Origin of the sequence: Nocardia sp. SSK8, from assembly GCF_037034205.1 — a bacterium.
Taxonomy (GTDB): domain Bacteria; phylum Actinomycetota; class Actinomycetes; order Mycobacteriales; family Mycobacteriaceae; genus Nocardia.
The window spans coordinates 36,091-58,324 of sequence record NZ_JBAGKD010000009.1; the positions used below are offsets into that span (position 1 = coordinate 36,091).

A 22,234-nucleotide genomic window follows, 5' to 3' on the forward strand; every position below is an offset into this window, starting at 1 on the left:
GTAGCGGTCAGGTGTCCGGCGGCAACTCGAGTGCGATGGCCCCGGCGAGGAGCTCGCGGGCGCGGGCGAGCGTGAGCGAACCACTGTGCCAGCGTTCGCTGAGTCCCTCGACCAGCGCCGTGAGCCGCTCGGCGGCATCGGCGGGGGCGACCCCGGTGGCGACGCCGCCGGATTCCCCGGCCGCGCGGATCAGGGACTCGATATCGGCGTTCCAGGATGCCGTCGTGGTGCGCAGCGGCTCGCGCAGGTCGGCGTTGAACGCGGCGGTGGCGCGCAGTTCGCCCCAGGCGAGGCTGGTTTCGCGCACGTCGGGGGCGTCCTGGAGTTCCTGGAGCAGCATCTGCTCGAGGCGGGCGCGCGGGTCGGTGACAGGCGCGTCGGTGTAGGTCTGGGCGCGATGGTTGATATGGGCGAGCGCGGCCTGCAGGATGCCCGCGCGATCCTTGAAGTGGTAGTAGATCAGGGCTGTCGAGACCTCGGCGGTCGCGGCGAGCTTGTCGACCCGCAGTCCGCGCACGCCGTCCTGGGCGATGACGCGGACGGCGGCTTCCATGATCTGGGTACGACGATCCGACACGATTCCTCACAGTAGGTCCCCGGCGCTCACCCGGGCACGGCTCAGGCGGCGGGTTCCTGCTGGGTGGTGCAGTGGATGCCGCCGCCACCTGCGGCGATGCCGTCGATATTGATCTGCACCACGTCGCGTCCGGGGAACAGTCGGGTCAGGGTTGCCGCGGTGGCGGCGTCGGCGTCGGGATCGCCGAACTCGGGGGCGATGACGGCGCCGTTGCACACGTAGAAATTGATGTAGCCCGCGGCGAAATCATCGTTCTCGAAGGTCTCGCGCACGCTCGACGGTCCGGGCAGCACCTCCACCCGCAGCGGACGCCCGCGCGCGTCGGTCGCCGCGCGCAGGATGTCGAGGTGGCGGCGGGTGACGTCGTAGTCGAAGGAATCCGGGTCGTCGTCGAGGCCGGCGACCACCACGCCGGGGCCGGTGAAACGGGCGTAGAAATCGGTGTGGCCGTCGGTGATGTCGTGACCGGCGATGCCGGGCAGCCAGATCACCTTCTCGATCCCGAGCAGGTAGGCGAGTTCCGCTTCGACGTCGCGTTTCTTCCAGCCGGGGTTGCGATTGCTGTTGAGCACGCAACTCTCGGTGATGATCGCGGTGCCCTCGCCGTCGACCTCGAGCGCGCCGCCCTCCAGCACCAGATCGGTGTGCAGGGTTTCGACGCCAGCGCGGCCGGTGACGAACTCGGCGACCTTCGCGTCGGCGCGGTACTCCTGCTTGTCGCCCCAGCCGTTGAAGTTGAAATCGACTCCGGCCCTGGTGTTTCCGTCGTGGACGAAGACCGGGCCGGTGTCGCGCATCCACAGGTCGTCGAGGTCGGTGGGGATGAGTTCCACGTTCGCGGCGCCGATCAGTCGCTGGGCCAGGGCCTGGTCCGCGGGGCGCACCAGCATGGTGACCGGTTCGTAGCGGGCGATCGTGGTGGCGATGGTCGCCAGGTCGCGCTGGACCTCGGGGACCAGATGCGCGCCCCAGATCCGCTCGTCGGCCGCGAAGGCCATCCAGGTGCGCTGGTGCGGCTGACCTTCCTCCGGCATCAGCCAGGTCCTCCCGTCGTGGTCCTCAGGGCTGTCGCTGTCGGCGCAACCGGCCCACAGCACACTGCCGAGCGCGGCCATCGTGGTCTGGACGAACGTGCGTCGTCGCATCTGTCATCTCCTTCTGGTCGTCTCCAGGCTAGACCTGACTGAATTTTCAGTCAAGGATGGTGGTGCACCTAGGTGGGGATTCCGTGCACCCTCGGGGGTGCGGAGCCAGCACTCGGGGCCCTGCTGACGAGGCCTTTTCCAGGAGAGAGTGGAACCTGTCACCCCACTCGAACCGGAGGCTCGCGATGTCGACCATCAGCACTCTCGCCCAGGAGCGTCGTGTCGCGGTCTCGGCCGAGGACGGCGCGCGGCTCGCGGTGCGGGAATACGGGCGGCGCGACGCGGCGCTGACGGTGGTGCTGATCCACGGGCACTGCCTGCGGACCGAGTCGTGGACCGAGGTGCGCGATGCGCTGTTGCGCGACAATCCCGGCGCCCGGGTCGTCTGCTACGACCATCGCGGCCACGGTGATTCGGCCACCGCCGCCCGGCACAGCTACCACCTCGAACAGCTCGGCCACGACCTGCGCGCGGTGCTCGACGCGGTCGCGCCCACCGGGCCGGTCGTGCTGGTCGGGCACTCGATGGGCGGGATGACCGTGCTCACCTATGCCGACCAGCACCGCCACGAGATCGGCACCCGGATCGTGGGTGTCGCGCTCATCGCGACCGCCGCGAGCGGGCTGGCCGACGCCGGGTTCGGCCGGTTGCTGCGGCACCCGATCATCGCCGGATTCCAGGCGGCGGTGCGGCGCGCGCCGCGGCTGATGCAGCGGGTCAAGCAGGTCGCGTGCACGGTGTTCGCGCCGGTGGTGCGGGCCGCCGAGTTCGGCGATCGCCAGGTGAGCCCCCGGGTCCTGGCCCTGGCCTACGCCATGCACAACGAGACCCCGATCGTCACCATGGCGAGCTTCCTGAGCGCCTTCATGACCTACGACCGCACCGACGTCCTCCCCGCCCTCTCCGCCATCCCCACCCTCATCCTGTGCGGCTCCGCCGACCTGATGACCCCGCCCTCGCACTCCGTCGCCATGGCCGCCGCCATCGACTACGCCGACCTGGTACTGGTCGACGGCGCGGGCCACTCGGTCATCCTCGAACAGCCCGCCAGGGTGGCCGAAGCCCTCACCCGCCTGGTCAGCCGGGCGAGTGGTCATCGGACGTTGAACGCGGTTCTGGCCGCGGCAGCCTGACGCGTCGGCTCCGCAGCGGCCGATATGGAGCCCGCAGCCACCGACCGACGACATGTCGCGGATCAGCTCGCTTCCTGAGTGAAGCACCACGCTCCGCTCAGCTGAGGCCATCACTGGGCAGGGCACGGTGAACTCCGGTGCCGTGGGCTGTACGGACGAACGTCAGGAGGCTGTGGCGGCCAGGGCGGAGTAGGGGCGGGTGGTGTCGCTGGCGGGGTGGTGGCGGCGGGCTTTCTCGGTGAAGCCTGCTGCGGCGAGGGTTTCGGCGAGGGTGGGGGTGGGGTAGCGGTAGGCGGTGGTGACCTTGTGGGGGAAGGGTTCGACGGTGTGGGGGGATTCGAAGAAGCCGAGGATGAGGGTGCCGCCGGGGGTGAGGGCGCGGTGGAATTCCGCGAGGAGGGGTGGGAGTTCGGTGGGGTGGAAGTGGATGAGGGAGAACCAGGCCAGGATGTTGGTGATGGTGTGGTCGGGGGTGGGGAGGGTGGTGAAGGAGGCCTGTTCGAAGGGGAGGGTGGGGTAGGTGGTGCGGGCGTGGGTGATGAATTCGGGGACCAGGTCGATGCCGGTGGTGGGGTAGCCCGCGTCGGTGAGGGTTTTGGTGAAGTGGCCGGGGCCGCAGCCGAGGTCGAGGGTGGGGCCGGGGGTGAAGTGGTTCAGGACGAAGGTGACGTCGTCGGGGTCCAGGTCGCTGGGGGAGCCGAAGGAATCGATGTAGAGCCGGTGGACCGCGGAATAGGCGGTGCGGACGATGTCGGACACGGGGGCGAGGGTAGTGGTCACTGGACAGGGCATGCCCGGGTCGGCGCGTCGTTTGTGTCGGTGGGGGCCGGGTAGTCGAATGATGAGGAGCCGTTCTCCCCAGTCGTAGACGAAGGGATTCCAACGATGCCGATCAAGCCTGTCCGCCGTCTGGCCCGCACCCTGCTGGCGACCACCTTCGTCGCCGGGGGCATCAACGGGCTGATGAATCCGAAACCCCGGGCCGCCGCCGCCACCGCACTCGCCGACAAGGGGCGCAGCGGCCTGCCCGACGCGCTCGCCGCGAAGGTGCCTGATGATCCGGGCCAGTGGGTGCGGATCAATGCGGCGGTGCAGGTCGCGGGCGGGTTGTTGCTGGCCAGCGGGCGCGCGCCGCGTCCGGCCGCGCTGGTGCTGGCGGCGACGGTGGTGCCGGGCACGGTCACCGAACAGGACTTCTGGGCCGAACCCGACCCGGACCGTCGCGCGGCCAAGCGCGTCGGCTTCCTCAAGGATCTCGGCCTGCTCGGCGGCCTGCTGATCACGGCCTCCGACACCGCGGGCAAGCCCTCGCTGGGCTGGCGGGCGCGTCAGGCCATGTCGCGCCACGATTCGCGCGCCGAAGGCGCGGCCCTGGTCGGCGCCGCCAAGTTACGCGGCGCGCAGCTGGCCGACGCGGCGCAGGGCCAGGGCGAACACCTCGCCGCGATCGCCAAGGAACGCGGTCCGCAGGTCGCCGATATCGCGAAGGAGCGTGGTCAGCAGTGGAGTGAGCTTGCGCGCGATCGCGGCCCGCAGTTGGCCGAGGCGGCGAGGGAGCGTGGTCAGCAGTGGAGTGAGCTCGCGCGCGATCGCGGTCCGCAGTTGGCCGAGGCGGCGAGGGAGCGTGGTCAGCAACTGAGTGAGATCGCGCGCGATCGCGGCCCGCAGCTGGCCGACGCGGCCAAGGAGCGGGGCGCGCAGTGGAGCGGGCTCGCGCGTGAACGCGCACCGCAGGTCGCCGAGGCGGCGACGCACTGGAGTGAGGTCGCCCGCGAACGGGCACCGCGACTGGCGGAGGCCGCCAAGGAACGCGGTGCGCACCTCGCCGAGATCGCGCGGGATCGCGGGCCCGAACTCGCCGAAGCCGCACGTCAGCGGGGTACGGCCTGGGTCGAGGTACTTCGCGAGCGCGGCACCCACGCGGCGGACACGGCCCGCCACCGCGCCGAAGCCACCGGCGGCGGCCGCTTCTCGCGCTGAATCCACGGCGGGCCGCATTCACACTGATTCCACGGCACGCCCGCGACCGCGTCGAACCCACTCTGCTCGCACGCCTCCGCGTCCGAGTGCATGGCGCATTCTGCCCGGGCGCCGCGATCTCCCAGGCGTCGGCGCGTCGCACGGCATCGCTGGTCGTCGGGTACAAACGCTCCGATTCCCGTGTGCTGCCCCGAGATCCGGTGTCTATCGGCTCTTGCCGAAGGACGTCATGATGAGAAAGGGTCGGGCTGAAGGATTCGCGCGCGGGCCCGCGCCGGGAGGCAATCCCGGCGAATCGGGCTCGGTGTCGAGTTGTGGCGTGAATACTGCATACTCGCAGTGATTTTCGAGAGTGGGTTCGAGTTGATGTCGTCCGGTCGTGAAACGTCCAAACCGTCTGTCGTGCGGGCCGCCCTGGTGGGCGCTGTGCTGACGATCGGGCTACTCGGGGCGGCGGCGCCCGCCTCGGCCGTGCCCGGAACGGGGTCGGCGACCGGCTCGGCCACCGGGTCGGCGAACCTGGCGACCGGCTCGGCCCGGCTCGCGACCGGTTCGGCCGATGCCGCCGCGGCCGCGGCCGATTCCTATTTCACCTGGCAGTCGGCGCAGTTCCTGCAGAAGGCGCTGCAGCTGCTGCTTGCCGTGCCGCCGAACCTGTAGCGATCACTTCCAGGCCTGCTGCCAGCGCTCGGCGGCCCAGTCGCGCACATCGGGGCTGACGACGATCGCGGGCAGCAGGATCGCGAAACCGAGGACCAGAACCGCCAGGCGCACCCAGACGCTGAGTTCGATCACGGCGCGCACCAGCGCGGGCAGCACGCAGAGCCCGGCGAGGACCACCAGCACGATCGCCGCGAGGTTGCGGCCGGGCCCGGCGATCAGGGCCGCGCAGGTCCCGAAGCACAGCCCGAGGACCAGGCCGCCGACGCCGACGAAGTAGTTGTCCCAGGCGAGCCAGCTCGGACGGGCAGACCGGTGAGTGACCACGCGGCGCAGCTTAGCGCGCTAGCTGTCGGTATGCGGCGGTCTCGGCCACGGATTGTGCTCGATCTGTTCGACCGAGCGATTGAATTTGCGCATCAGCCTGCTCAATTCGCTGATGTCGTGCTCGTCCCAGTCCGCCACGACGATGCCGATGCCCTCGGCGCGGTGCTTGCGGTCGGCGGCCAGTGCGGCCTTGCCCTCGGCGGTGGCGCGGATCTTGCGGGCCAGCCCGCCTTCTGGATCGGGCACCCGTTCGACGAGTTCCTGCTTGAGCATCGCCCCGACCTGCCGGTTGATGGTGGAGATGTCGAGCTGGAAGGCCTCCGAGAGTTCCTTCAGGCTCAGCGGTTCGCCCAGGTCAAGGCGGGTGAGGATGAGGAACGCGGAGCGGTCGAGCTGGAAGCCGGGGCGCCGCCGCGAGGTCGTCGGGAAGTGCCGGGAGATCAGGTTCAGCTCGAAGACCAGGCGGGCGAACGGGGTGTCGTCGGCGGGACCGGAATCGGACATGTGCCAACTATGTCGCGTGAGTCACCCGAATCCAAATTGTGTAGTATGCACATGCTGTGTACGGTGCATATTCGTGTCCGTAACTACCGCCGACGTCTCGCCGGCCACCCCCGAAACCCGTCGGATCGCCCCGGTGGTACTCATCGCGGTGCTCAGCACGGTCGGCGTCGTCGTGTCGCTGATGCAGACGCTGGTCATCCCGATCATCCCGTCGCTGCCGACCCTGCTGAACACCTCGGCCGCCAACGCCTCCTGGGTGATCACCGCGACGCTGCTGGCGGGCGCGGTCTCCACCCCCATCTCCGGCAAGCTCGGCGACATGTTCGGCAAGCGCCTGGTGCTGGTGGTGAACCTGGGGTTCATGATCGTCGGCTCGGTGGTCTGCGCGAGCTTCTCCTCGCTGCTGCCCGAGATCGTCGGCCGCTCGCTGCAGGGCGCGGCGGTGGGCGCGATCCCACTGGGGATCAGCATCATGCGCGACGAACTGCCGCCCGCCAAGGTCGGCAGCGCGATGGCGGTGATGAGCGCGACGCTGGGTGTTGGCGGTGCCATCGGCCTGCCGTTCGCCGCGCTGATCGCGCAGAACGCCGACTGGCACATGCTCTTCTGGGTCGCCGCGGGCCTTGGCGTCGTCTGTGCCGTGCTGGTGTTCGTGTTCGTGCCCGAATCGCCGGTGCGCACCCCGGCCAAGTTCGATTTCGGTGGTGCCGTCGGCCTGTCGATCGCGCTGCTGACCCTGCTCGTCGCCATCACCAAGGGCGCCGACTGGGGCTGGGCGAGCGCCTCGATCATCGGCCTGTTCGCGGCCTCGCTGGTGAGCTTCCTGGCCTGGGGTTTCTACGAACTGCGCCAGGGCGCGCCGCTGGTCGACCTGCGGGTCTCGGCGCGTCCGCGCGTGCTGTTCACCAATATGGCCTCGATCGCCGTCGGTTTCGCGCTCTACGGCATGTCGCTGACCTTCCCGCAGCTGCTGATGGCCCCCGAGGAGACCGGCTACGGCTTCGGGCTGTCCATGGTGGTCGCGGGTCTGGCGATGGCGCCGACCGGCCTGGTCATGATGCTGCTCTCGCCGGTCTCGGCGCGGCTGTCGGCCGCCAAGGGGCCCAAGCTCACCCTGGCGCTGGGCTCGGCCGTGATCGGCATCGGGTACCTGTGCGCGGTGCTGATGATGGACAGCGTCTGGCAGATCATGCTGGCCTCGGTGATCGTCGCCGGTGGCGTCGGCCTGGCCTACGCGGCCATGCCCGCGCTGATCATGGGCGCGGTGCCGATCACCGAGACCGCCGCCGCCAACGGCCTCAACTCGCTGATGCGCTCGATCGGCACCTCCACCTCCGCCGCGGTGATGGGCGTGGTGCTCGCGCACATGACGATGCAGCTCGGCCCGCACGTGCTGCCCTCGCGCGAGGGTTTCCACACCGCGTTCTTCATCGCGATGGCCGGTGCGGTGGCCGCGATCGCGCTGACCGCCTGCATCCCGATGCGCAAGGCCGACTAGCTCGGGTCCGGCACCGGGGAGAACACCACCAGCGACCACTCCCGGCGCGGAATGGTGTAGTCCAGCGCGTGCATGGTCATGGTGACCGATTCGCCGGTCTCCGGATGCCGGATCCGCTGGACCGGGGAGTCGAGGTGGGTGGGCGCGTCGGGTTCGGTGGTCCAGAACTCGGTCCACTCCGCGGCCTGCGAACAGGCCGCCACCAGCTCGTCGATCCGGCGCTGCGGCACCACGCCCGGGCTCATCACCCGGAACCCGTAGACGCACAGGTGGACTTGCTTGTGCCAGTCCAGCATCGCCACCCGCGACCGGGGGTCGAGCATCATCCACTCGAGCAGGGTGGTGCCCGCGCTCAGCCCGGGGAAGTACTGCTCCCAGGCGGTGTTGGCGGCCACGATGTCGAAGGTCGAGTAGATCTGCAGGCTGGCCGGGTACGGGATGGCGTTCAGCAGGGAGAGATCGGTGGCGGGCACGGTGCCGCTGGTATCGGGCGCGGAGTTGTCGTAGCGGGCGGCGTAGGACAGCGAGACCAGGTGGTCGCGGAACAGGTCGGGCACCTCGAGCACATCGAACAGGGAGTTGAGTGCCTCCACGGTGGGAGTGCGGGTGCCCTGTTCGATCTTCTGGATGAGCGCGGGGGAGATGCCAGCGGCGGCGCTGAGCGCGGCGCGGGTCAGGCCCGCCGATTCGCGGCGATCGCGCAGGTAGCGGGCGATCGAGGCGTGCGGATCGTCCTTCACAGTCACTCCTCCTGCGCGGTTCGGGGCGCCACGGTCACCAGGGCCCAGGGGCGGCGCGGCAAGCTGAATTCCAGGTTGTGCAGGGCCATTCTCGTCGGTTCGCCGGTGTCGGCGTGGCGCAGCAGCAGCTCGGGGGCGTCGGCGTTGTCCGGGGTGGCGGGCACCGTCGTCCACAGCCGCTCCCAGACCGCGGCCCGCGCGCAGGAGGCGACCAGGGCGTCGATGCGGTCCTGCGGCACCACCCCGGGGCCGGTGACGCGGAAGCTGTAGACGAACAGGTGGATCTGGCGCTCCCAGTCCAGCACCACGGCCGGGGCCATCGGATCCAGCAGCATCCACTCCATCAGCGTCGTGCCCGCGACCATGCCGGGGAACTGCCGGGCCCAGCCCGCGTTGGTCGCGAGGATGTCGGAGGTGGGGTACACCATCAGGCAGGCGGGGCGCGCGAGGTCGGCCAGCAGCGCCAGATCGGCGGCGGGGACCTCCGGCGAGACGACCGGCGCCGGGGTCTCGTAGCGCGGCGACAGCGTCAGTGACACCAGGTGCTCACGGAACAGCTCCGGCACGTCGAGCGCCTCGAACAGCGAGGTGAGCGCCTCGAGGGTGGGCGTGCGGGTGCCCTGTTCGATCTTCTGGATGAGGGCGGGGGAGAGTCCGGCGCGGGTGCCGAGCGCGGCTCTGGTCAGGCCCGCTGACTCCCGGCGTTCGCGCAGGAATCGCGCCACCGGTGCGTGCGGGTCTTCCACGCCACGTTCCTCCGCTGCGTCGATGGGACAAATTGGGACAGCCGTCTAGCTTGACCGACAGTAAAGCGTTCGCAAAAATTCTCACAGCCGGGCGGGACACCGCGCGGCTACCAGTCCAGCACAGCCGGGTGTTCCATGCCGGTCTCCGTGCTGGTCGGTCAGTGTGTTCCGGAGCGGTACGTGTTCGAAACCACGTCCATGCCGCGGTGCGTGGACGTCGCCGGAGGGGATGGCACGCACGATTGCTGCGCGCCGAGAGCGTGGTTGCCGAGCCGACGCCCGGGTGGTGCAGGGGTCCACCCGGTGGTCGTGCTCCCGCCCGGCCCGCTCCGGAGCACATCGACCGATTTTCGTGATCCGGGGGAACCCGGAGCGCCTCCGGTTCGTCTGAGAAGGTAGAGGCACAACGGAAAGCGGGGGGCGATGACGCAAATACAGACCGAACCCACCGGTCGGGTGGGCCGGTGGATGCTGGGCATCTCCGGGGTGCTCGCGGCGACGGCGGTGATCGTCGGCGGGCTGGTGTGGTGGCAGCACGACTGGGGCGAGCCGTTCCCGGCGCTGGACACCGAACAGCTCGACGAACAGCAGATCGCCCTGGTAGACGTGCTGCGCCGCGAATACGAGCAGCCCGGCGACGGGCGCAAGTACGCTGAGGGCGTGGAGGAGGCCTGGTGCGCCGACTTCGTCAGCTGGACCATGCGCGAGGCGGGCAGGCCGCTGGCCAATCCGAACTCCGGTTCCTGGCGCATTCCGGGCGTCTACACGCTGCAGGAGTACTACCAGCAGGTCGGGCGGTTCACCAGGGGCGATGTCGGTTACCGGCCGCGCGCCGGTGACGTGGTGCTCTACGGCCCCGACAGCCCGATGGGTCAGCACACCAATATCGTGCTGAAGTCCGACGGCGAGACGATCACCACCATCGGTGGCAACGAACTGGGCACCATCCGGGTCAGCACCATCACCCTCGCCGAGACCGCCGATCTGGTCGGCTATGGACGTTTCTGAAATCGTTTGTCGCTCAAGACAACTGCGATGAACCTGGACGGCGGTACCACGCGGGTGCCCGTACCATGGAGATCGCGGCGCCCGGCAGCGCCGCCGATGGCTCCTCCGTCCTGCTTCCCCCTCATCGGCAGGACGGAGGAGTTGTTACGGTGTCCGATGTGCAAGCGCAGGTGACCGAAGACGCCCGTCGTGAACCGACGTGGATCGACTACGCCGATTTCGGCGAACGGTTCGTCACCTACGCGGTGACCGAGGACCGCATCGCCGCCGCCGTCTCGGGGATGACCGGCCGCGGGGTGCAGATCGGCCCGTTCTCGCTGGGTCCGGCCGGTCTGGCCGGTTTCGCAGCCGAGGGCACCCTGGGTACTCCGGTGGTCACCCGTACCCCCGGCGACGCCCTCGCCTTCGGCGTGAAGATCCCGCTCACGCTGGCGGTCAACCTGGTGCTCGGCGGGCGCAAGCTGGGTCTGGCGGCCGTGGTGGAGATCGGCCTGAAGCTGCACGCGCGCACCGCCGCGCCGCTGCTGGTGGTGATCGACGTGGCCCCGGTGACCGCCAGGGACGTGAGCTTCACCCTGCGCGCCGAGGCCGTGGACAGCGCCTGGGAGATGCTGCTCGACCCGATCGCGGGTCTGGTGCAGCGTGAGGTGGCCGGACGGGTCAACGCCATCGTGGGCGACCCGAAGGTCCGCTCGGCGCGTGTGTTCGACATCGAGGCCATCCTGGACGGCTACCGCTCCCCGCACCGCAACGACACCATCTTCGAGTGGATCGATTACCGCGAGTTCGGCCTGCGCTTCTTCACCACCATCGTCACCCGTGACCGCGTGCACGGCGTGGTCGGCCAGCTGGCGGGCAGCCCGATCGAGGTGGGCCCGCTCTCGGAGGGCCCGCGCGGCGCGGCCACCGTGACGGTGCGCGGGGCCATCGAGGAGCCCCGCGTGCTCGACCGCGGCACCGGCGCGCCCGGTGACCTGCGGGTGTTCGACATGGTGCTGCCGGTGGGCCTCGACATCACCGTCGACGTGCTCAAGGCCAACCACTACCGCGCCGACCTGCGGATTCCGCTCGTCCTCACGGCCAGGGCCGCCGAGCCGCTGCAGATCGTCATCGATGTGCCGCCGCCCGCGATCGAGGACATCTCGATGGAGTTCAGCGCCAAGGGCTTACGCGCGGCCACCCTGGCCCGCCTGGCCGGTATCAAGAAGCAGATCATCTCCCAGGTCGTCGCGGTGGTCAGCACCGAACTGGCCGATCCCACCGGCCGCACCATCGACGTGGGCGCGGCGATCGACGGCGCCACCTGACCCCTGTGACTCGTGGGGCGAATGTTGTCGTTGGTTCTGGCGGTTCCCCTGTGGTTGTGGTGCAATGAGTGAACGTTCGAGGCTCCCGGCGCGCAGGTTTCGGGGAAGGCGCACCGGGCACGCCGCCGGTTGACCGTCGGGTTGCGCGAAGGAGTCCTGCGATGCGTTCTGTCCCTGTGAGCCGACGGGAGTTCTTCGGATTCGCCGCCGCCGCGGCCACCGTCGGGATGGGTCTGTCCGCGGCCCCCGCCGCCGCCCGGTCCTTCGGCACCATGGTCGATTACGCCGGGGGTGTGCCCTCGGCGGCGGCCATCCGCGCGGCCGGGCACATCGGGGTGATCCGCTATGTCTCCGATCGCAGGCCCGGCGCGGAGTGGATGGCGGGCAAGCCGCTGCGGGCCGCCGAGGTCGAGGACCTGTGGTCGGAAGGGCTCTCGATCGTGTCGAACTACCAGTTCGGCAAGGGCCCGACCGCCGATTGGCGCGGTGGCCGCGAGGCGGGCAAGCGCCATGCCGAGCGTGGCTGGCAATTACACAGTGCCGCGGGCGGACCCGATTCCGCGCCGATCTACGCCTCCATCGACGACAATCCCAGCCAAGCCGAGTTCGACGACATGATCGCGCCCTATATCGAGGGCTGGGAATCGGTGCTCGGCCACGACCTGGTCGGCATCTACGCCAACACCCCCACCATCGACCGCGCCGTCGACGCGGGCCTGGCTTCCTGGTTCTGGCAGCACAATTGGGGCACCCCGCGCGGCTACGTGCACCCGCGCGCCCAGCTGCACCAGTTCGAGATCGACAAGCGCAGCATCGACGGTGTCGGCGTCGACCTGAACCGGGTGCTGGCCTCGGACTACGGCCAGTGGTGACCCGCTAGGTCTGGCAGTGGCAGGTCGGCGCCACCCGCAGCTCCGGTTCGTCGTCGGGCACCACGCGCAGCGCGGTCCGTGCCTCGGGTTCGGCCAGCACGCCGCGCCACGACAGCAACGACCAGCGCGACAGCCCCGACAGCGCGGAACCGATACTCACGAACGACCCCGACGAGATCGCCGACCCGAACGAGCCCACCGACCCGATCGAGAGCACCGACCCCACGCTGCCGATCGAGAGCACCGAATAGGCCGAGCCGATCGACAGGATCGACCCTTCGGACCGCCACGACAGAATCGACCGGCGTGACTTCCGGCTCCGAATCGACCGCAGATCCTGAACAGAATTCTGGTTGGTCGCCATCGTCCCGGTCTACCACATCCCCTGCGCCACCGGAACACCCCGGAAACGACCGAACCCGGTCCGTTCGGGGAACGGACCGGGTTCGGCGACTGCCCTATTCCTAGACGGTGAAGAAGCCCAGGGTCGGCATGAACGAGCAGGTGCGCGGGGCGGCGTCCTCGGCGGCGGTGGTGAGCGAGCCGGAGACGACCGCGACGACGCGGCCGTGGCCGGTGTTCGCGATGGCCGAGAGGGTGGCCGGGCCGCCGGGGTTGATCTTGGCCTCGTCGGTCAGCGTCTGGATCGCCGACTGGCGGGTGTCGAGGTTGAGCCACTGGACCGTCATCGGCGGGTTCTGCTCGGCGGTCGGCGCCTTGGTGCCCAGCGCGGTGAACACGAAACCGGCCTGACCGGCGGCGGGGCCGGGCGGGGGCAGCTGGGCCGGACCGGCGACCGCGAGCGCGGTGCCCACCGAGTCGGCGCCGTCGCCGATGCAGCCCTTGCCGATGGTCGGGTACAGGAACTGGGCGATGACCGGCCCGTCCTCGGGGATCTCCGGGCCGCCGCCACCGCTGCCGTCGAGGAAGGTGATGATCCGCTCGAGGGTGGACTTGATGGCAGGCGGGAGGTTCAGCGTGGCCAGCAGGGCGCGCGCCTGGTCGAGCAGGGCGGTCTGCGGGTTCGCGATGTCGGCCGGGCCCGCGATGAGTCCGGCGACGGCGGGGGCGAAGGCGGCGAGCGCGTCGACCGGGACGCCCTCGGGCACCATCGGCACGCTGATCGGTGCCGCCTGCGGGGCAGGCGCGGGAGCGGCGATGGTCGACGCCGGCGCGGCGAGCATGGCGCTGGCCGCGATGGCGAGAGCGGTCGTTGCGATCCGCGATCCTCGGCTACGAAGCACTGGTCTAGCCGTCCTTACCTCGGTGTGGCGATGGGGACGAGGTGTCGAACCCGTCTATGTCGGGGTCACTCTAGGGACAACGCCGCTGTGTTGTACAGCCGCCCGGCCCGATGTCGCGTACCGACCCGAAACCGTGTTCATCGACGCTAACCCCCGTTCCTGTTACAGATGGGGATGTTGATGCAACTGTTACCGGTGGTGTCGAGGGTCGCCCGGTCAACCCGTGCGCGTAGGCGCGCGCACGAGCCCGGTTAAGGTTGTCTCACCATGGCATCGAACCGACATCTCCGATGGGCTCTCGTGCTGCTCGGACTGTCCGTGCTCGCCCGCCTGGCCTGGATGCTGTTCGCCCCGAACGGCCTCAACGTCGTCGACCTGCACGTCTATGTGGACGGGTCGGCCTCGCTGCTCACCGACCGGCTCTACGACTTCACCTATTCCGAAGTGACGCCGGACTTCCCGCTGCCGTTCACCTATCCGCCCTTCGCCGCGCTGGTGTTCTTCCCGCTGCACTATCTGCCGTTCACGCTGGTGGCGGTCGGCTGGATGCTGGCCACCGTCGCCGCGCTCTACGGCGTCATCCGGATCAGCCTGGAACTGCTGGTCGGCGCCGAGCGCGCGCGGCAGACCCGCTGGATCACCGTCGCGGTGGCCTGGACCGCGCTGGGCGTCTGGCTCGAGCCGGTGCGGACCACCATCGACTACGGCCAGGTCAATGTGTTCCTGGTGTTCGGCGCGATGTTGGCGGTGCGCAGCGCGCGCTGGTGGATCTCGGGCACGCTGGTCGGCGTGATCGCCGGGATCAAGCTGACCCCGGCGATCACCGGCCTGTACTTCGTGGCGCGGCGCCGCTGGGCGACGGTGCTGTGGTCGGCGGCGGCCTTCGGGCTGACCGTGGCGGTGAGCTTCCTGATCAACGCGCACGAGGCGCGGCGCTACTTCGGCACCCTGCTCGGTGACGCCGACCGGATCGGGCCGGTGGGCTCGGTCTGGAACCAGTCGCTGCGCGGCACGATCAGCCGGATCCTGGGCCACGACGTGCAATCCGGGCCGTGGTGGATCGCGGCGGTGCTGGTCACCGCGGTGCTGGCGCTGCTGGCCTGGCGCACCCTGGACCCCGACGACCGGCTCGGCACACTCGTGCTGGTGCAGCTGTTCGGCCTGATGATCTCGCCGATCTCCTGGTCGCACCACTGGGTGTGGCTCATCCCCACCTCGCTGTGGCTGCTCTACGGCCCGCTGCGCGAGGAGCGGATGGCGCGGATCATCGCCGGGTTCTGGGTGCTGACCATGCTGGTCGGCGTGCCGTGGGTGCTCTCGTTCGCGCAGCCGACCATCTGGACCATCCCACGGCCGTGGCCGCTGGCCTGGCTCGGCGCGGTCGACGCGATCGGGGTGTTCGTGCTGCTGGGCTGGCTGATCTGGCGCGGTCGCGACACCTTGCGCGCGCAGACGCGCTCGCTCGGCCGCAAGCAGGCCGAGGTGACGGCGAACTGAGCCTCAGCCGACGATCTGGTCGATGCTGTGCGCCAGCGCCGTGTCCTTGGCGGTGATCCCGCCCGCCGAATGCGTGCTCAATGTGAAATGCAGTGTGCGCCAGCGGATATCGATATCGGGATGATGATCGGCCGCCTCGGCCGCCGCCGCGATCTTGCGCACCCATTCGATGCCCGCGAGGAAATCGGGCGCCCGCACCGTCCGGGTGAGCGTGGTGCCCTGGTGGGACCACTCCGGCAGGGTGGCCAGGGCGATGGTGATCTCGGGGTCGCTGAGCAGTGCCGGTTTCGGAGTACCCATGTCTGCAGTTCTACGCCGGTTCCGGGCACGGCGCATCGCCCGTCGTCACGGCGTCAGGCGGCGCGCGCTTTCTTCAGCGCTTTTTTGAGATCTTTGCCGCATATTCCGGCGGCCTCGGCCTTCTTCATCCGCATGATGACGACGGGGCATTTGAAGCAGCGAGTCTTCTTTCTGCAGCACTTCTTCTTCGGCTTCAGGCTCGACACCTTCTTGGCCTTCACCTTGCCCATGCGGGTTAGCGTACCCTAAGTACAAAGCCTGACACGTGTGGCCCACCGGGGTACCGGTAGGGTGTAACAGGCCGCGATGCCAGTTGAATGCGCGCCAATACACCAACATGCAGGAGGATTGAGGCGTGTCGTCTACACGCGATTTTCGCAACGTCGCCATCGTGGCCCACGTCGACCACGGCAAGACGACGCTGGTCGACGCCATGCTTCGTCAGTCGGGCGCGTTCGCTGAGCGGGCCGAGCTGGTCGATCGGGTCATGGACTCCGGTGACCTCGAGCGCGAGAAGGGCATCACCATTCTCGCCAAGAACACCGCGGTGCACCGGCACCACCCGGACGGTTCCGTCACCGTCATCAATGTGATCGACACCCCCGGCCACGCCGACTTCGGTGGCGAGGTCGAGCGCGGCCTGTCCATGGTCGACGGTGTCGTGCTGCTCGTCGACGCGTCCGAGGGCCCGCTGCCGCAGACCCGGTTCGTGCTGCGCAAGGCGCTCTCGGCCAAGCTGCCGGTGATCCTGGTCGTCAACAAGACCGACCGCCCCGACGCCCGGATCGAGGAGGTCGTCGAGGAGTCGCACGACCTGCTGCTCGACCTGGCCTCCGACCTCGACGACGAGGCCGCCGAAGCCGCCGAGCTGGCGCTGGACCTGCCGGTCCTCTACGCCTCGGGCCGCGAGGGCAAGGCGTCCAAGGAGCGTCCGGAGAACGGTCAGGCGCCCGACGCCGAGAACCTCGACGCCCTGTTCGACGTGCTGCTCAACAACATCCCGGCGCCCAAGGGCAACCCGGAGGAGCCGCTGCAGGCCCACGTCACCAACCTCGACGCCTCCGCGTTCCTCGGCCGTCTGGCCCTGGTCCGCATCCACAACGGCGAGCTGCGCAAGGGCCAGAACGTCACCTGGATCAACGCCGACGGCGCCAAGCAGGTCAAGATCACCGAGCTGCTGCAGACCGTCGGTGTCGAGCGTCAGCCGGGCGAGGTCGCCGTCGCCGGTGACATCGTGGCCATCGCCGGTATCCCGGACATCATGATCGGCGACACCCTCGCCGACGTGGACAACCCGGTCGCGCTGCCGCGCATCTCCGTCGACGAGCCCGCCATCTCGGTGGTCATCGGCACCAACACCTCGCCGCTGGTCGGCCGGGTGCAGGGGCACAAGCTCACCGCCCGCATGGTGAAGTCGCGCCTGGATCAGGAACTGATCGGCAATGTGTCGCTGCGCGTGCTCGACATCGGCCGCCCGGACGCCTGGGAGGTGCAGGGCCGCGGTGAGCTGGCGCTGGCCATCCTGGTCGAGCAGATGCGCCGCGAGGGCTTCGAACTCACCGTCGGCAAGCCGCAGGTGGTCACCAAGCAGGTCGACGGCAAGGTGCACGAGCCGTTCGAAGAGCTGACCATCGACTGCCCCGACGAGTACCTGGGTGCCATCACCCAGCTGCTGGCCGCGCGCAAGGGCAAGATGGTGCAGATGAGCAACCACGCCGCGGGCTGGGTGCGGATGGAGTTCATCGTCCCCTCGCGTGGCCTGATCGGCTTCCGCACCGTGTTCCTCACCGAGACCCGCGGCACCGGCATCGCCAACGCCGTCTCGCACGGTTACGCGCCGTGGGCCGGTGAGATCCGCGCCCGCCACACCGGTTCGCTGGTGTCGGACCGCGCGGGCACGGTCACCCCGTTCGCGATGATCCAGCTGGCCGACCGCGGTCAGTTCTTCGTCGAGCCGGGCGCCGATACCTACGAGGGCATGGTCGTTGGCATCAACCCGCGTGCCGAGGATCTCGACATCAACGTCACCCGCGAGAAGAAGCTGACCAATATGCGCAGCGCGACCGCCGACGTGATGGAGACCCTGGCCAAGCCGCTCACCCTGGACCTCGAGCTGGCGATGGAGTTCTGCGCCGGTGACGAGTGCGTGGAGGTCACCCCCGAGGTGGTCCGCGTGCGTAAGGTCGTGCTCGGCGCCAACGAGCGCGCCCGCGATCTGTCCCGCCGCAAGGCGCGCGATCGCGCGGCCGCTGGTTCCTAGGTAGTACGCGAATCGAGGGGACGGTGCTTCGGTGCCGTCCCCTCGATGCGTTTCGGTGGGGTGCGCGTGCGCGTCCCCGGACAGATGGGGCAGGTAGAGTGCCGGACGTGAGTTCGGGGGTAGGGCGCGCGAAGTGGCGCGGAGCGTTGGTGGCGATGACCGCGGCGGTGGTCCTCGCCGGTTGCACCGCGAATCCGCCACCGCCGATCGAGAGCACCGATTCCCCCAAGACCACCCAGGCCAAGCCGGGCAAGAACACCGTCGTGGTCGCGATCGACGACATCGGCATCGGCTTCAATCCGCATCTACGCTCGGATCAGTCGCCTGCGACGAATGCGGTGAGTTCGATGGTGCTGCCGAGTCCGTTCCGGCCGGTTCCGAACCCGGTCGAGCCCACAGCGGTCGACTGGATACCCGATGCATCCTTGATCGAGTCGGCTGAGGTATCGGCGCAGAATCCGTTCACCATCACCTACGTTCTCCGTAACCAGGCGAACTGGTCCGATGGAGCGCCGATCGCGGCTGAAGACTTCCGATTCTTGTGGCAGCAGATGGTCACGCAGCCCGGGGTGGTCGATCCGGCAGGCTATCGTCTGATCTCCGATGTCGCGTCGGCGGGAGGTGGAAAAACTGTCATCGTGACCTTGTCGCAGCCGTATCCGGCTTGGCGCGAGCTGTTTTCGAATCTCCTCCCTTCGCATCTGGTCAAGGACTCACCAGGAGGGTTCACCAGCGGTCTGGCCGAACGGATTCCGGTGTCGGGGGCAAACTTCACGATGCGTGTCGACCGGGGCCGCGACGAGATTCTGCTGGAACGCAATGATCGCTTCTGGGGCACCCCGGCGGCACCCGACCAAATCTTGTTCCGTCGCGGTGGGACCTCGTCCCAGCTTGCTGAGTCGTTGCGCACCGGTGATGCACAGATGGCGCTCGTGCACGGCGGCGTGGCTACTCGGGCGCAACTCGCCGCGATTCCGTCGGTTCGTACCACGATCATGCCGCAGGCTCGTGAGCTACAACTGGCACTGAACGGTCGCTCTGGCGATCTCAGCGACGCGCGGGTGCGCAAGGCCGTGCTTGCGTTGCTTGATCCAGGTCTGCTCGCGACAGTCGGGGCGCAGTCGGGCGGCTGGGTGGAGCCCGCGCGCGCACAAATACTTCCACCGTCGAGTCCCAGCTACAGTCCGACAGCGCCAGGGCGGATGAGTACCGATGAAGCGTTCGCCCTTCTGGCCGAGGCAGGATTCGGGCGCGCACCGGAAACGGTGCAGACCAATTCGCCCACGTCGCCAGCTCCGCAGCCGCGCTCGATAGTCCGCACTGGTAAGGCGTTGACGGTCCGCATCGGCGCGGTCGCCGAGGACACGGTGGCCTTGGCCGTCGCCAACACTGCCGCAGACCAATTGCGCAGCGCCGGTATCGATGCCACGGTTCGAGGCGTTCCGGCCGACGAACTGTACGGGAAGCAGCTGGTCGACTCAGGTGTCGATGCCATCGTCGGCTGGGAGCTGGCGGGAGCTGATCCGGCGACGGTACTAGCGTCGCGTTACGGCTGCGCGCCACGCGAGGCAATCGGCGCGAACGGTGCGGCTACAGCTGCTGCCGACGCGTATCAACGGGCACCGAGCAATCTCGGAGGAGTTTGCGATCCGGTGATCCAGCCGTTGATCGATGAGGCGCTGCGAGGCACCGATGTCGGCCGGATCTTGGCCGAGGTCGAGCCTCGGCTGTGGGAACTCGCCAGTGTTCTACCCATCGTCCAGGACAACGTCGTTGCGGCGGCCGGTCCGCGGGTGGATGGCGTGTCGATGTCCGGCGCCATCCAGGTGGGTATCTTCGGTGATGCGGCGCAATGGCGGAAGTTACCGTGACGATTGCTTCGGATGTGCTGGACACACGCACTTGTCAGGCTCAGCGTTGTCCTTTACGCTCGTCAGCGTGCGATCACATCATGTCGCACTCTTTGGGAGGGGTTCCATTATGGGTATGCGATTCAGTGCTGCTGTTGCCGCGTCGGTAATTTCGGTAGGTTGTCTGGCGGCATTGGCTGCGCCCGCACATGCCGATACGTATGTGGGAAGTTGCCGCTATACCGACGGCTCGTGTAAAAATGCTGTCGATCAGCAGTGCCCGGGCCAGTACAAGATCGTTCAGAGAAATGATGGTTCGCTGATCGATGATTGGTACTGTGTCCAGCTGTAGCGGGTCGATCGAGTAGATCTCCGCAGGTCAAGCTGCCGAGGGGTGGTCGGCACCTGGTCGCAACCCCTCGGCGGCCGATCCGCCGCCGCATGTCAGGACCGAAGTTTGCGGGAGAGCGCCGGTGTCATCCGGGCTTCTATCGGCTGAAATGTTAATTTGATCAATCTATCTTCGATTCGTTTTCTGTCGACTCTATTTGCAGTATTTCGAATTTTCGCCCTTCCTTGTTCGTGCATTCATGAGCAAAGAGGTCTCGATATCGCAGCTGAATCGAAAGGATGCCCGGGGCGTCCCATTGGCTTCTTTTCGTTTACGGGAATTTCGATCATTCCAGGGTTCGAATTGGGAGCCAGCTAGTATCCAACGGTCGCCTCGAACGGGCTGACGATGGGACGAGAGGGACTTCCAATGCATGGAATCAGCGACACCGGCGGTCTGCTGCTGGTGCACGCCCACCCCGACGACGAGTCGCTGACCACCGGCGGCACCATCGCGCATTACCGGCGCCGTGGGGTGCCGGTGACCGTGGTGACCTGCACGCTCGGGGAAGAGGGTGAGGTGATCGGCGAGCGCTGGGCGCGGCTGGTCGCGGGGGAGGCCGATCAGCTCGGTGGGTACCGGGTCGGTGAGCTCACCGCCGCGCTGGCGGCGCTGGACGCGGGGGAGCCGTGGTTCCTCGGCGGGGCCGGGCGGTGGCGGGATTCGGGGATGGCGGGGACGCCGTCGGCCGAGCATCCGCGGGCCTTCGTGCGCTCCGGGGACGCGGCGGTCGACGAGCTGGTCGCGGTCATTCTGGCGCTGCGCCCGCGCGTGGTGGTCACCTACGATCCGCGCGGCGGCTACGGGCATCCCGACCACATTCGCGCGCACCAGATCACCACGGACGCCGTGGCCGCGGCGTCCGGGCAGGGCTGGGACGTGCCCAAGTTCTACTGGACCGTCACCGATGCCGAGCTGCTGCGTCAGCACACCGCGGCGCTGGCCCGGCGGACCGTCGACGAGCTGCCCGGCGCGCTGCCCGCGGGCTGGCGGCTGCCGGTGGAGGCCGAGCTGGCGGCGGTGTCGACCGATACCGCGACCACGCTGGTCGACGTCTCCGATGTGGTCTCGGCCAAGCGGGCCGCCCTGCGCGCGCACGCCACCCAGGTGAGTGTGGCGCCCAGCGGCCGGGAGTTCGCGCTGTCCAACAACATCGCGCTGCCGGTGCTGCCGGTGGAGCACTTCCGGCTGGTGCGCGGCGCGCGCGGGCCGGTCGCGGCCGACGGGCTCGAACACGACCTGTTCGCCGGACTGGACTGAGTCCGCCGGGGGATACGCGGCGCCTTGTCGATCTGCCTGCCGCGCGGCCGGTCGCGTGGTGCGGCCGCATAGACTCGGCCGCATGACCGACCAGCTCACCGCCGTGACGCGGCGCCTGCCCGCGCTGCCGGACCCGGTGCTCTCGGGACTCGTCGTGGTGCTGCTGCTGTTCAACGCGCTGCTCACGCTGGTCGTGGAGGTGCTGTTCCTGCCGCTGTACATCGGCTCGGTCCCGATGCCGATCTCGGCGCTGCTGGCCGCGCCGATCAATGTCGCGCTGGTCTACGGCATGGAGTCGGTGACCGGGCGGCTGGGCTTCGCCTTCGCCCCGATCGTGGTGTGGGTCTTCGGTTTCCTGGTCTGCGCCTCGCGCGGGCCCGGCGGTGACATCCTGCTCGGCAGCGACGGCCGCACCCTGTTGCTGCTGGCCTGCGGGGTGATCCCGCCGGTCGCGTACCTGTACTACCGCTCCAACGCGAACCTGTTCCGCACGCGCTAGGTGCTCGCCTTCGGCTGATTCCACGGCCAGTGCCCGGTCAGCTCCAGCTGCATGGAATAGCTCAGGAAGGTGCGGACCAGCACGATCAGGGCCAGCACGCCGACACTGGTGAAACTCGGTGCGACGGCGACGGTCCGGATGATGTCGGCGGCGACCAGGAATTCCAGGCCGAGCAGGATCGCGCGCCCGAGGCCGCGTCGATAGGTGCTGTAGGCGGGCTCGAAGTTCCCGCGCCAGCTGAGCGCGAACCGCACGGTCGCCACCAGCGCCCCCACCACGATCGCCGCCACCCCCGCCCCGTCGAGGGCCTTGCCTGCGGTCTCGATGATCTCGGTGAACTCCACGAAGCACCCCTTGCGTGAGCGGCCGGGCGAGCTCTTCGCAGCCTACGCCGCACCGGGACGGCCCGCGGCCGGACACTCGCGCCGTCGGGGAC

Annotated in this window: 24 protein-coding genes; 12 read left to right on the top strand and 12 right to left on the bottom strand. The window is 68.9% G+C overall.

The window, feature by feature from the left end; all coding sequences use genetic code 11:
* Window positions 1–7: 7 nt before the first annotated feature.
* Window positions 8–577 (bottom strand): TetR/AcrR family transcriptional regulator, encoded by a 570-nt coding sequence (locus WA675_RS17965; RefSeq protein ID WP_336085741.1) that lies wholly within the window; start codon window positions 575–577, stop codon window positions 8–10.
* Between the two features lie 41 nt (window positions 578–618).
* Window positions 619–1,722 (bottom strand): agmatine deiminase family protein, encoded by a 1,104-nt coding sequence (locus tag WA675_RS17970; RefSeq protein WP_442945656.1) that lies wholly within the window; start codon window positions 1,720–1,722, stop codon window positions 619–621.
* A gap of 185 nt (window positions 1,723–1,907) precedes the next feature.
* On the opposite strand from WA675_RS17970, the gene WA675_RS17975 reads away from it, so the two are divergent.
* Entirely contained in the window at window positions 1,908–2,855 is a 948-nt protein-coding gene (locus WA675_RS17975; RefSeq protein WP_336085742.1) for an alpha/beta fold hydrolase, read from the top strand.
* 162 nt (window positions 2,856–3,017) lie between these two features.
* Here the strand turns inward: WA675_RS17975 and WA675_RS17980 are convergent, their stop codons facing one another.
* Window positions 3,018–3,614 (bottom strand): class I SAM-dependent methyltransferase, encoded by a 597-nt coding sequence (locus WA675_RS17980; protein ID WP_336085743.1) that lies wholly within the window; start codon window positions 3,612–3,614, stop codon window positions 3,018–3,020.
* A 126-nt stretch (window positions 3,615–3,740) separates the two neighbouring features.
* Here WA675_RS17980 and WA675_RS17985 point away from each other — a divergent pair, with 126 nt between their 5' ends.
* Window positions 3,741–4,835 (top strand): DoxX family membrane protein, encoded by a 1,095-nt coding sequence (locus WA675_RS17985; protein ID WP_336085744.1) that lies wholly within the window; start codon window positions 3,741–3,743, stop codon window positions 4,833–4,835.
* Window positions 4,836–5,201: 366 nt separating this feature from the next.
* A complete protein-coding gene (locus WA675_RS17990) occupies window positions 5,202–5,495 on the top strand; it encodes a hypothetical protein (protein ID WP_336085745.1) in 294 nt (97 codons plus the stop codon).
* Between the two features lie 3 nt (window positions 5,496–5,498).
* Here the strand turns inward: WA675_RS17990 and WA675_RS17995 are convergent, their stop codons facing one another.
* Together WA675_RS17995 and WA675_RS18000 are read right to left on the bottom strand one after the other, a co-directional pair.
* Window positions 5,499–5,822 (bottom strand): hypothetical protein, encoded by a 324-nt coding sequence (locus WA675_RS17995; protein ID WP_336085746.1) that lies wholly within the window; start codon window positions 5,820–5,822, stop codon window positions 5,499–5,501.
* Window positions 5,823–5,840: 18 nt separating this feature from the next.
* A complete protein-coding gene (locus WA675_RS18000) occupies window positions 5,841–6,326 on the bottom strand; it encodes a MarR family winged helix-turn-helix transcriptional regulator (protein ID WP_336085747.1) in 486 nt (161 codons plus the stop codon).
* 67 nt (window positions 6,327–6,393) lie between these two features.
* On the opposite strand from WA675_RS18000, the gene WA675_RS18005 reads away from it, so the two are divergent.
* A complete protein-coding gene (locus WA675_RS18005) occupies window positions 6,394–7,824 on the top strand; it encodes an MFS transporter (RefSeq protein WP_442945664.1) in 1,431 nt (476 codons plus the stop codon).
* Here WA675_RS18005 and WA675_RS18010 read toward each other — a convergent pair.
* Together WA675_RS18010 and WA675_RS18015 are read right to left on the bottom strand one after the other, a co-directional pair.
* On the bottom strand, window positions 7,821–8,564 hold the full coding sequence (locus WA675_RS18010; RefSeq protein ID WP_336085748.1) for a helix-turn-helix domain-containing protein: 744 nt from the start codon (window positions 8,562–8,564) through the stop codon (window positions 7,821–7,823). The two genes, WA675_RS18005 and WA675_RS18010, sit on opposite strands and share 4 nt — an antisense overlap.
* A gap of 2 nt (window positions 8,565–8,566) precedes the next feature.
* Complete coding sequence (locus WA675_RS18015; protein WP_336085749.1) at window positions 8,567–9,310, bottom strand: helix-turn-helix domain-containing protein; 744 nt, start codon at window positions 9,308–9,310, stop codon at window positions 8,567–8,569.
* A 423-nt stretch (window positions 9,311–9,733) separates the two neighbouring features.
* Between WA675_RS18015 and WA675_RS18020 the strand changes: the two genes are divergently transcribed.
* The 3 genes from WA675_RS18020 (at window position 9,734) to WA675_RS18030 (ending at window position 12,497) form a co-directional block, all read left to right on the top strand.
* Window positions 9,734–10,318 (top strand): CHAP domain-containing protein, encoded by a 585-nt coding sequence (locus WA675_RS18020; protein WP_336085750.1) that lies wholly within the window; start codon window positions 9,734–9,736, stop codon window positions 10,316–10,318.
* Window positions 10,319–10,467: 149 nt separating this feature from the next.
* On the top strand, window positions 10,468–11,625 hold the full coding sequence (locus WA675_RS18025; RefSeq protein ID WP_336085751.1) for a hypothetical protein: 1,158 nt from the start codon (window positions 10,468–10,470) through the stop codon (window positions 11,623–11,625).
* Between the two features lie 161 nt (window positions 11,626–11,786).
* Window positions 11,787–12,497 (top strand): DUF1906 domain-containing protein, encoded by a 711-nt coding sequence (locus tag WA675_RS18030; protein ID WP_336085752.1) that lies wholly within the window; start codon window positions 11,787–11,789, stop codon window positions 12,495–12,497.
* 4 nt (window positions 12,498–12,501) lie between these two features.
* Here WA675_RS18030 and WA675_RS18035 read toward each other — a convergent pair whose 3' ends face one another.
* Window positions 12,502–12,861, bottom strand: a complete 360-nt coding sequence (locus tag WA675_RS18035) for a hypothetical protein (RefSeq protein WP_336085753.1) — start codon at window positions 12,859–12,861, stop codon at window positions 12,502–12,504.
* Between the two features lie 100 nt (window positions 12,862–12,961).
* Window positions 12,962–13,681: an Rv1157c family protein gene (locus WA675_RS18040; protein WP_336085754.1), complete on the bottom strand. Its 720-nt coding sequence runs from the start codon at window positions 13,679–13,681 to the stop codon at window positions 12,962–12,964.
* A 327-nt stretch (window positions 13,682–14,008) separates the two neighbouring features.
* Here WA675_RS18040 and WA675_RS18045 point away from each other — a divergent pair, with 327 nt between their 5' ends.
* Window positions 14,009–15,238: a mannosyltransferase gene (locus WA675_RS18045; RefSeq protein ID WP_336085755.1), complete on the top strand. Its 1,230-nt coding sequence runs from the start codon at window positions 14,009–14,011 to the stop codon at window positions 15,236–15,238.
* Between the two features lie 3 nt (window positions 15,239–15,241).
* Here the strand turns inward: WA675_RS18045 and WA675_RS18050 are convergent, their stop codons facing one another.
* The gene (locus tag WA675_RS18050; protein WP_336085756.1) at window positions 15,242–15,538 is read right to left on the bottom strand and encodes a 4a-hydroxytetrahydrobiopterin dehydratase; all 297 of its coding nucleotides are present in this window, start codon (window positions 15,536–15,538) and stop codon (window positions 15,242–15,244) included.
* Between the two features lie 53 nt (window positions 15,539–15,591).
* On the bottom strand, window positions 15,592–15,768 hold the full coding sequence (locus tag WA675_RS18055) for a hypothetical protein (protein ID WP_278263204.1): 177 nt from the start codon (window positions 15,766–15,768) through the stop codon (window positions 15,592–15,594).
* A gap of 125 nt (window positions 15,769–15,893) precedes the next feature.
* On the opposite strand from WA675_RS18055, the gene typA reads away from it, so the two are divergent.
* The 4 genes from typA to WA675_RS18075 all read left to right on the top strand — a co-directional run bounded on the left by typA (window position 15,894) and on the right by WA675_RS18075 (window position 21,798).
* Window positions 15,894–17,798, top strand: a complete 1,905-nt coding sequence (gene typA / locus WA675_RS18060) for a translational GTPase TypA (RefSeq protein ID WP_336085757.1) — start codon at window positions 15,894–15,896, stop codon at window positions 17,796–17,798.
* Window positions 17,799–17,953: 155 nt separating this feature from the next.
* Window positions 17,954–19,669 carry an ABC transporter family substrate-binding protein gene (locus WA675_RS18065; RefSeq protein WP_336085913.1) on the top strand — a complete coding sequence of 572 codons (1,716 nt, stop codon included), beginning with the start codon at window positions 17,954–17,956 and terminating at the stop codon, window positions 19,667–19,669.
* Window positions 19,670–20,408: 739 nt separating this feature from the next.
* Window positions 20,409–21,299, top strand: a complete 891-nt coding sequence (mshB, locus tag WA675_RS18070; protein ID WP_336085758.1) for an N-acetyl-1-D-myo-inositol-2-amino-2-deoxy-alpha-D-glucopyranoside deacetylase — start codon at window positions 20,409–20,411, stop codon at window positions 21,297–21,299.
* 82 nt (window positions 21,300–21,381) lie between these two features.
* On the top strand, window positions 21,382–21,798 hold the full coding sequence (locus WA675_RS18075) for a hypothetical protein (RefSeq protein ID WP_336085759.1): 417 nt from the start codon (window positions 21,382–21,384) through the stop codon (window positions 21,796–21,798).
* Here the strand turns inward: WA675_RS18075 and WA675_RS18080 are convergent.
* Window positions 21,795–22,142, bottom strand: coding sequence for a DUF1622 domain-containing protein (locus WA675_RS18080; protein ID WP_336085760.1), 348 nt, complete (start codon window positions 22,140–22,142; stop codon window positions 21,795–21,797). The genes WA675_RS18075 and WA675_RS18080 overlap by 4 nt on opposite strands.
* Window positions 22,143–22,234: the final 92 nt, after the last annotated feature.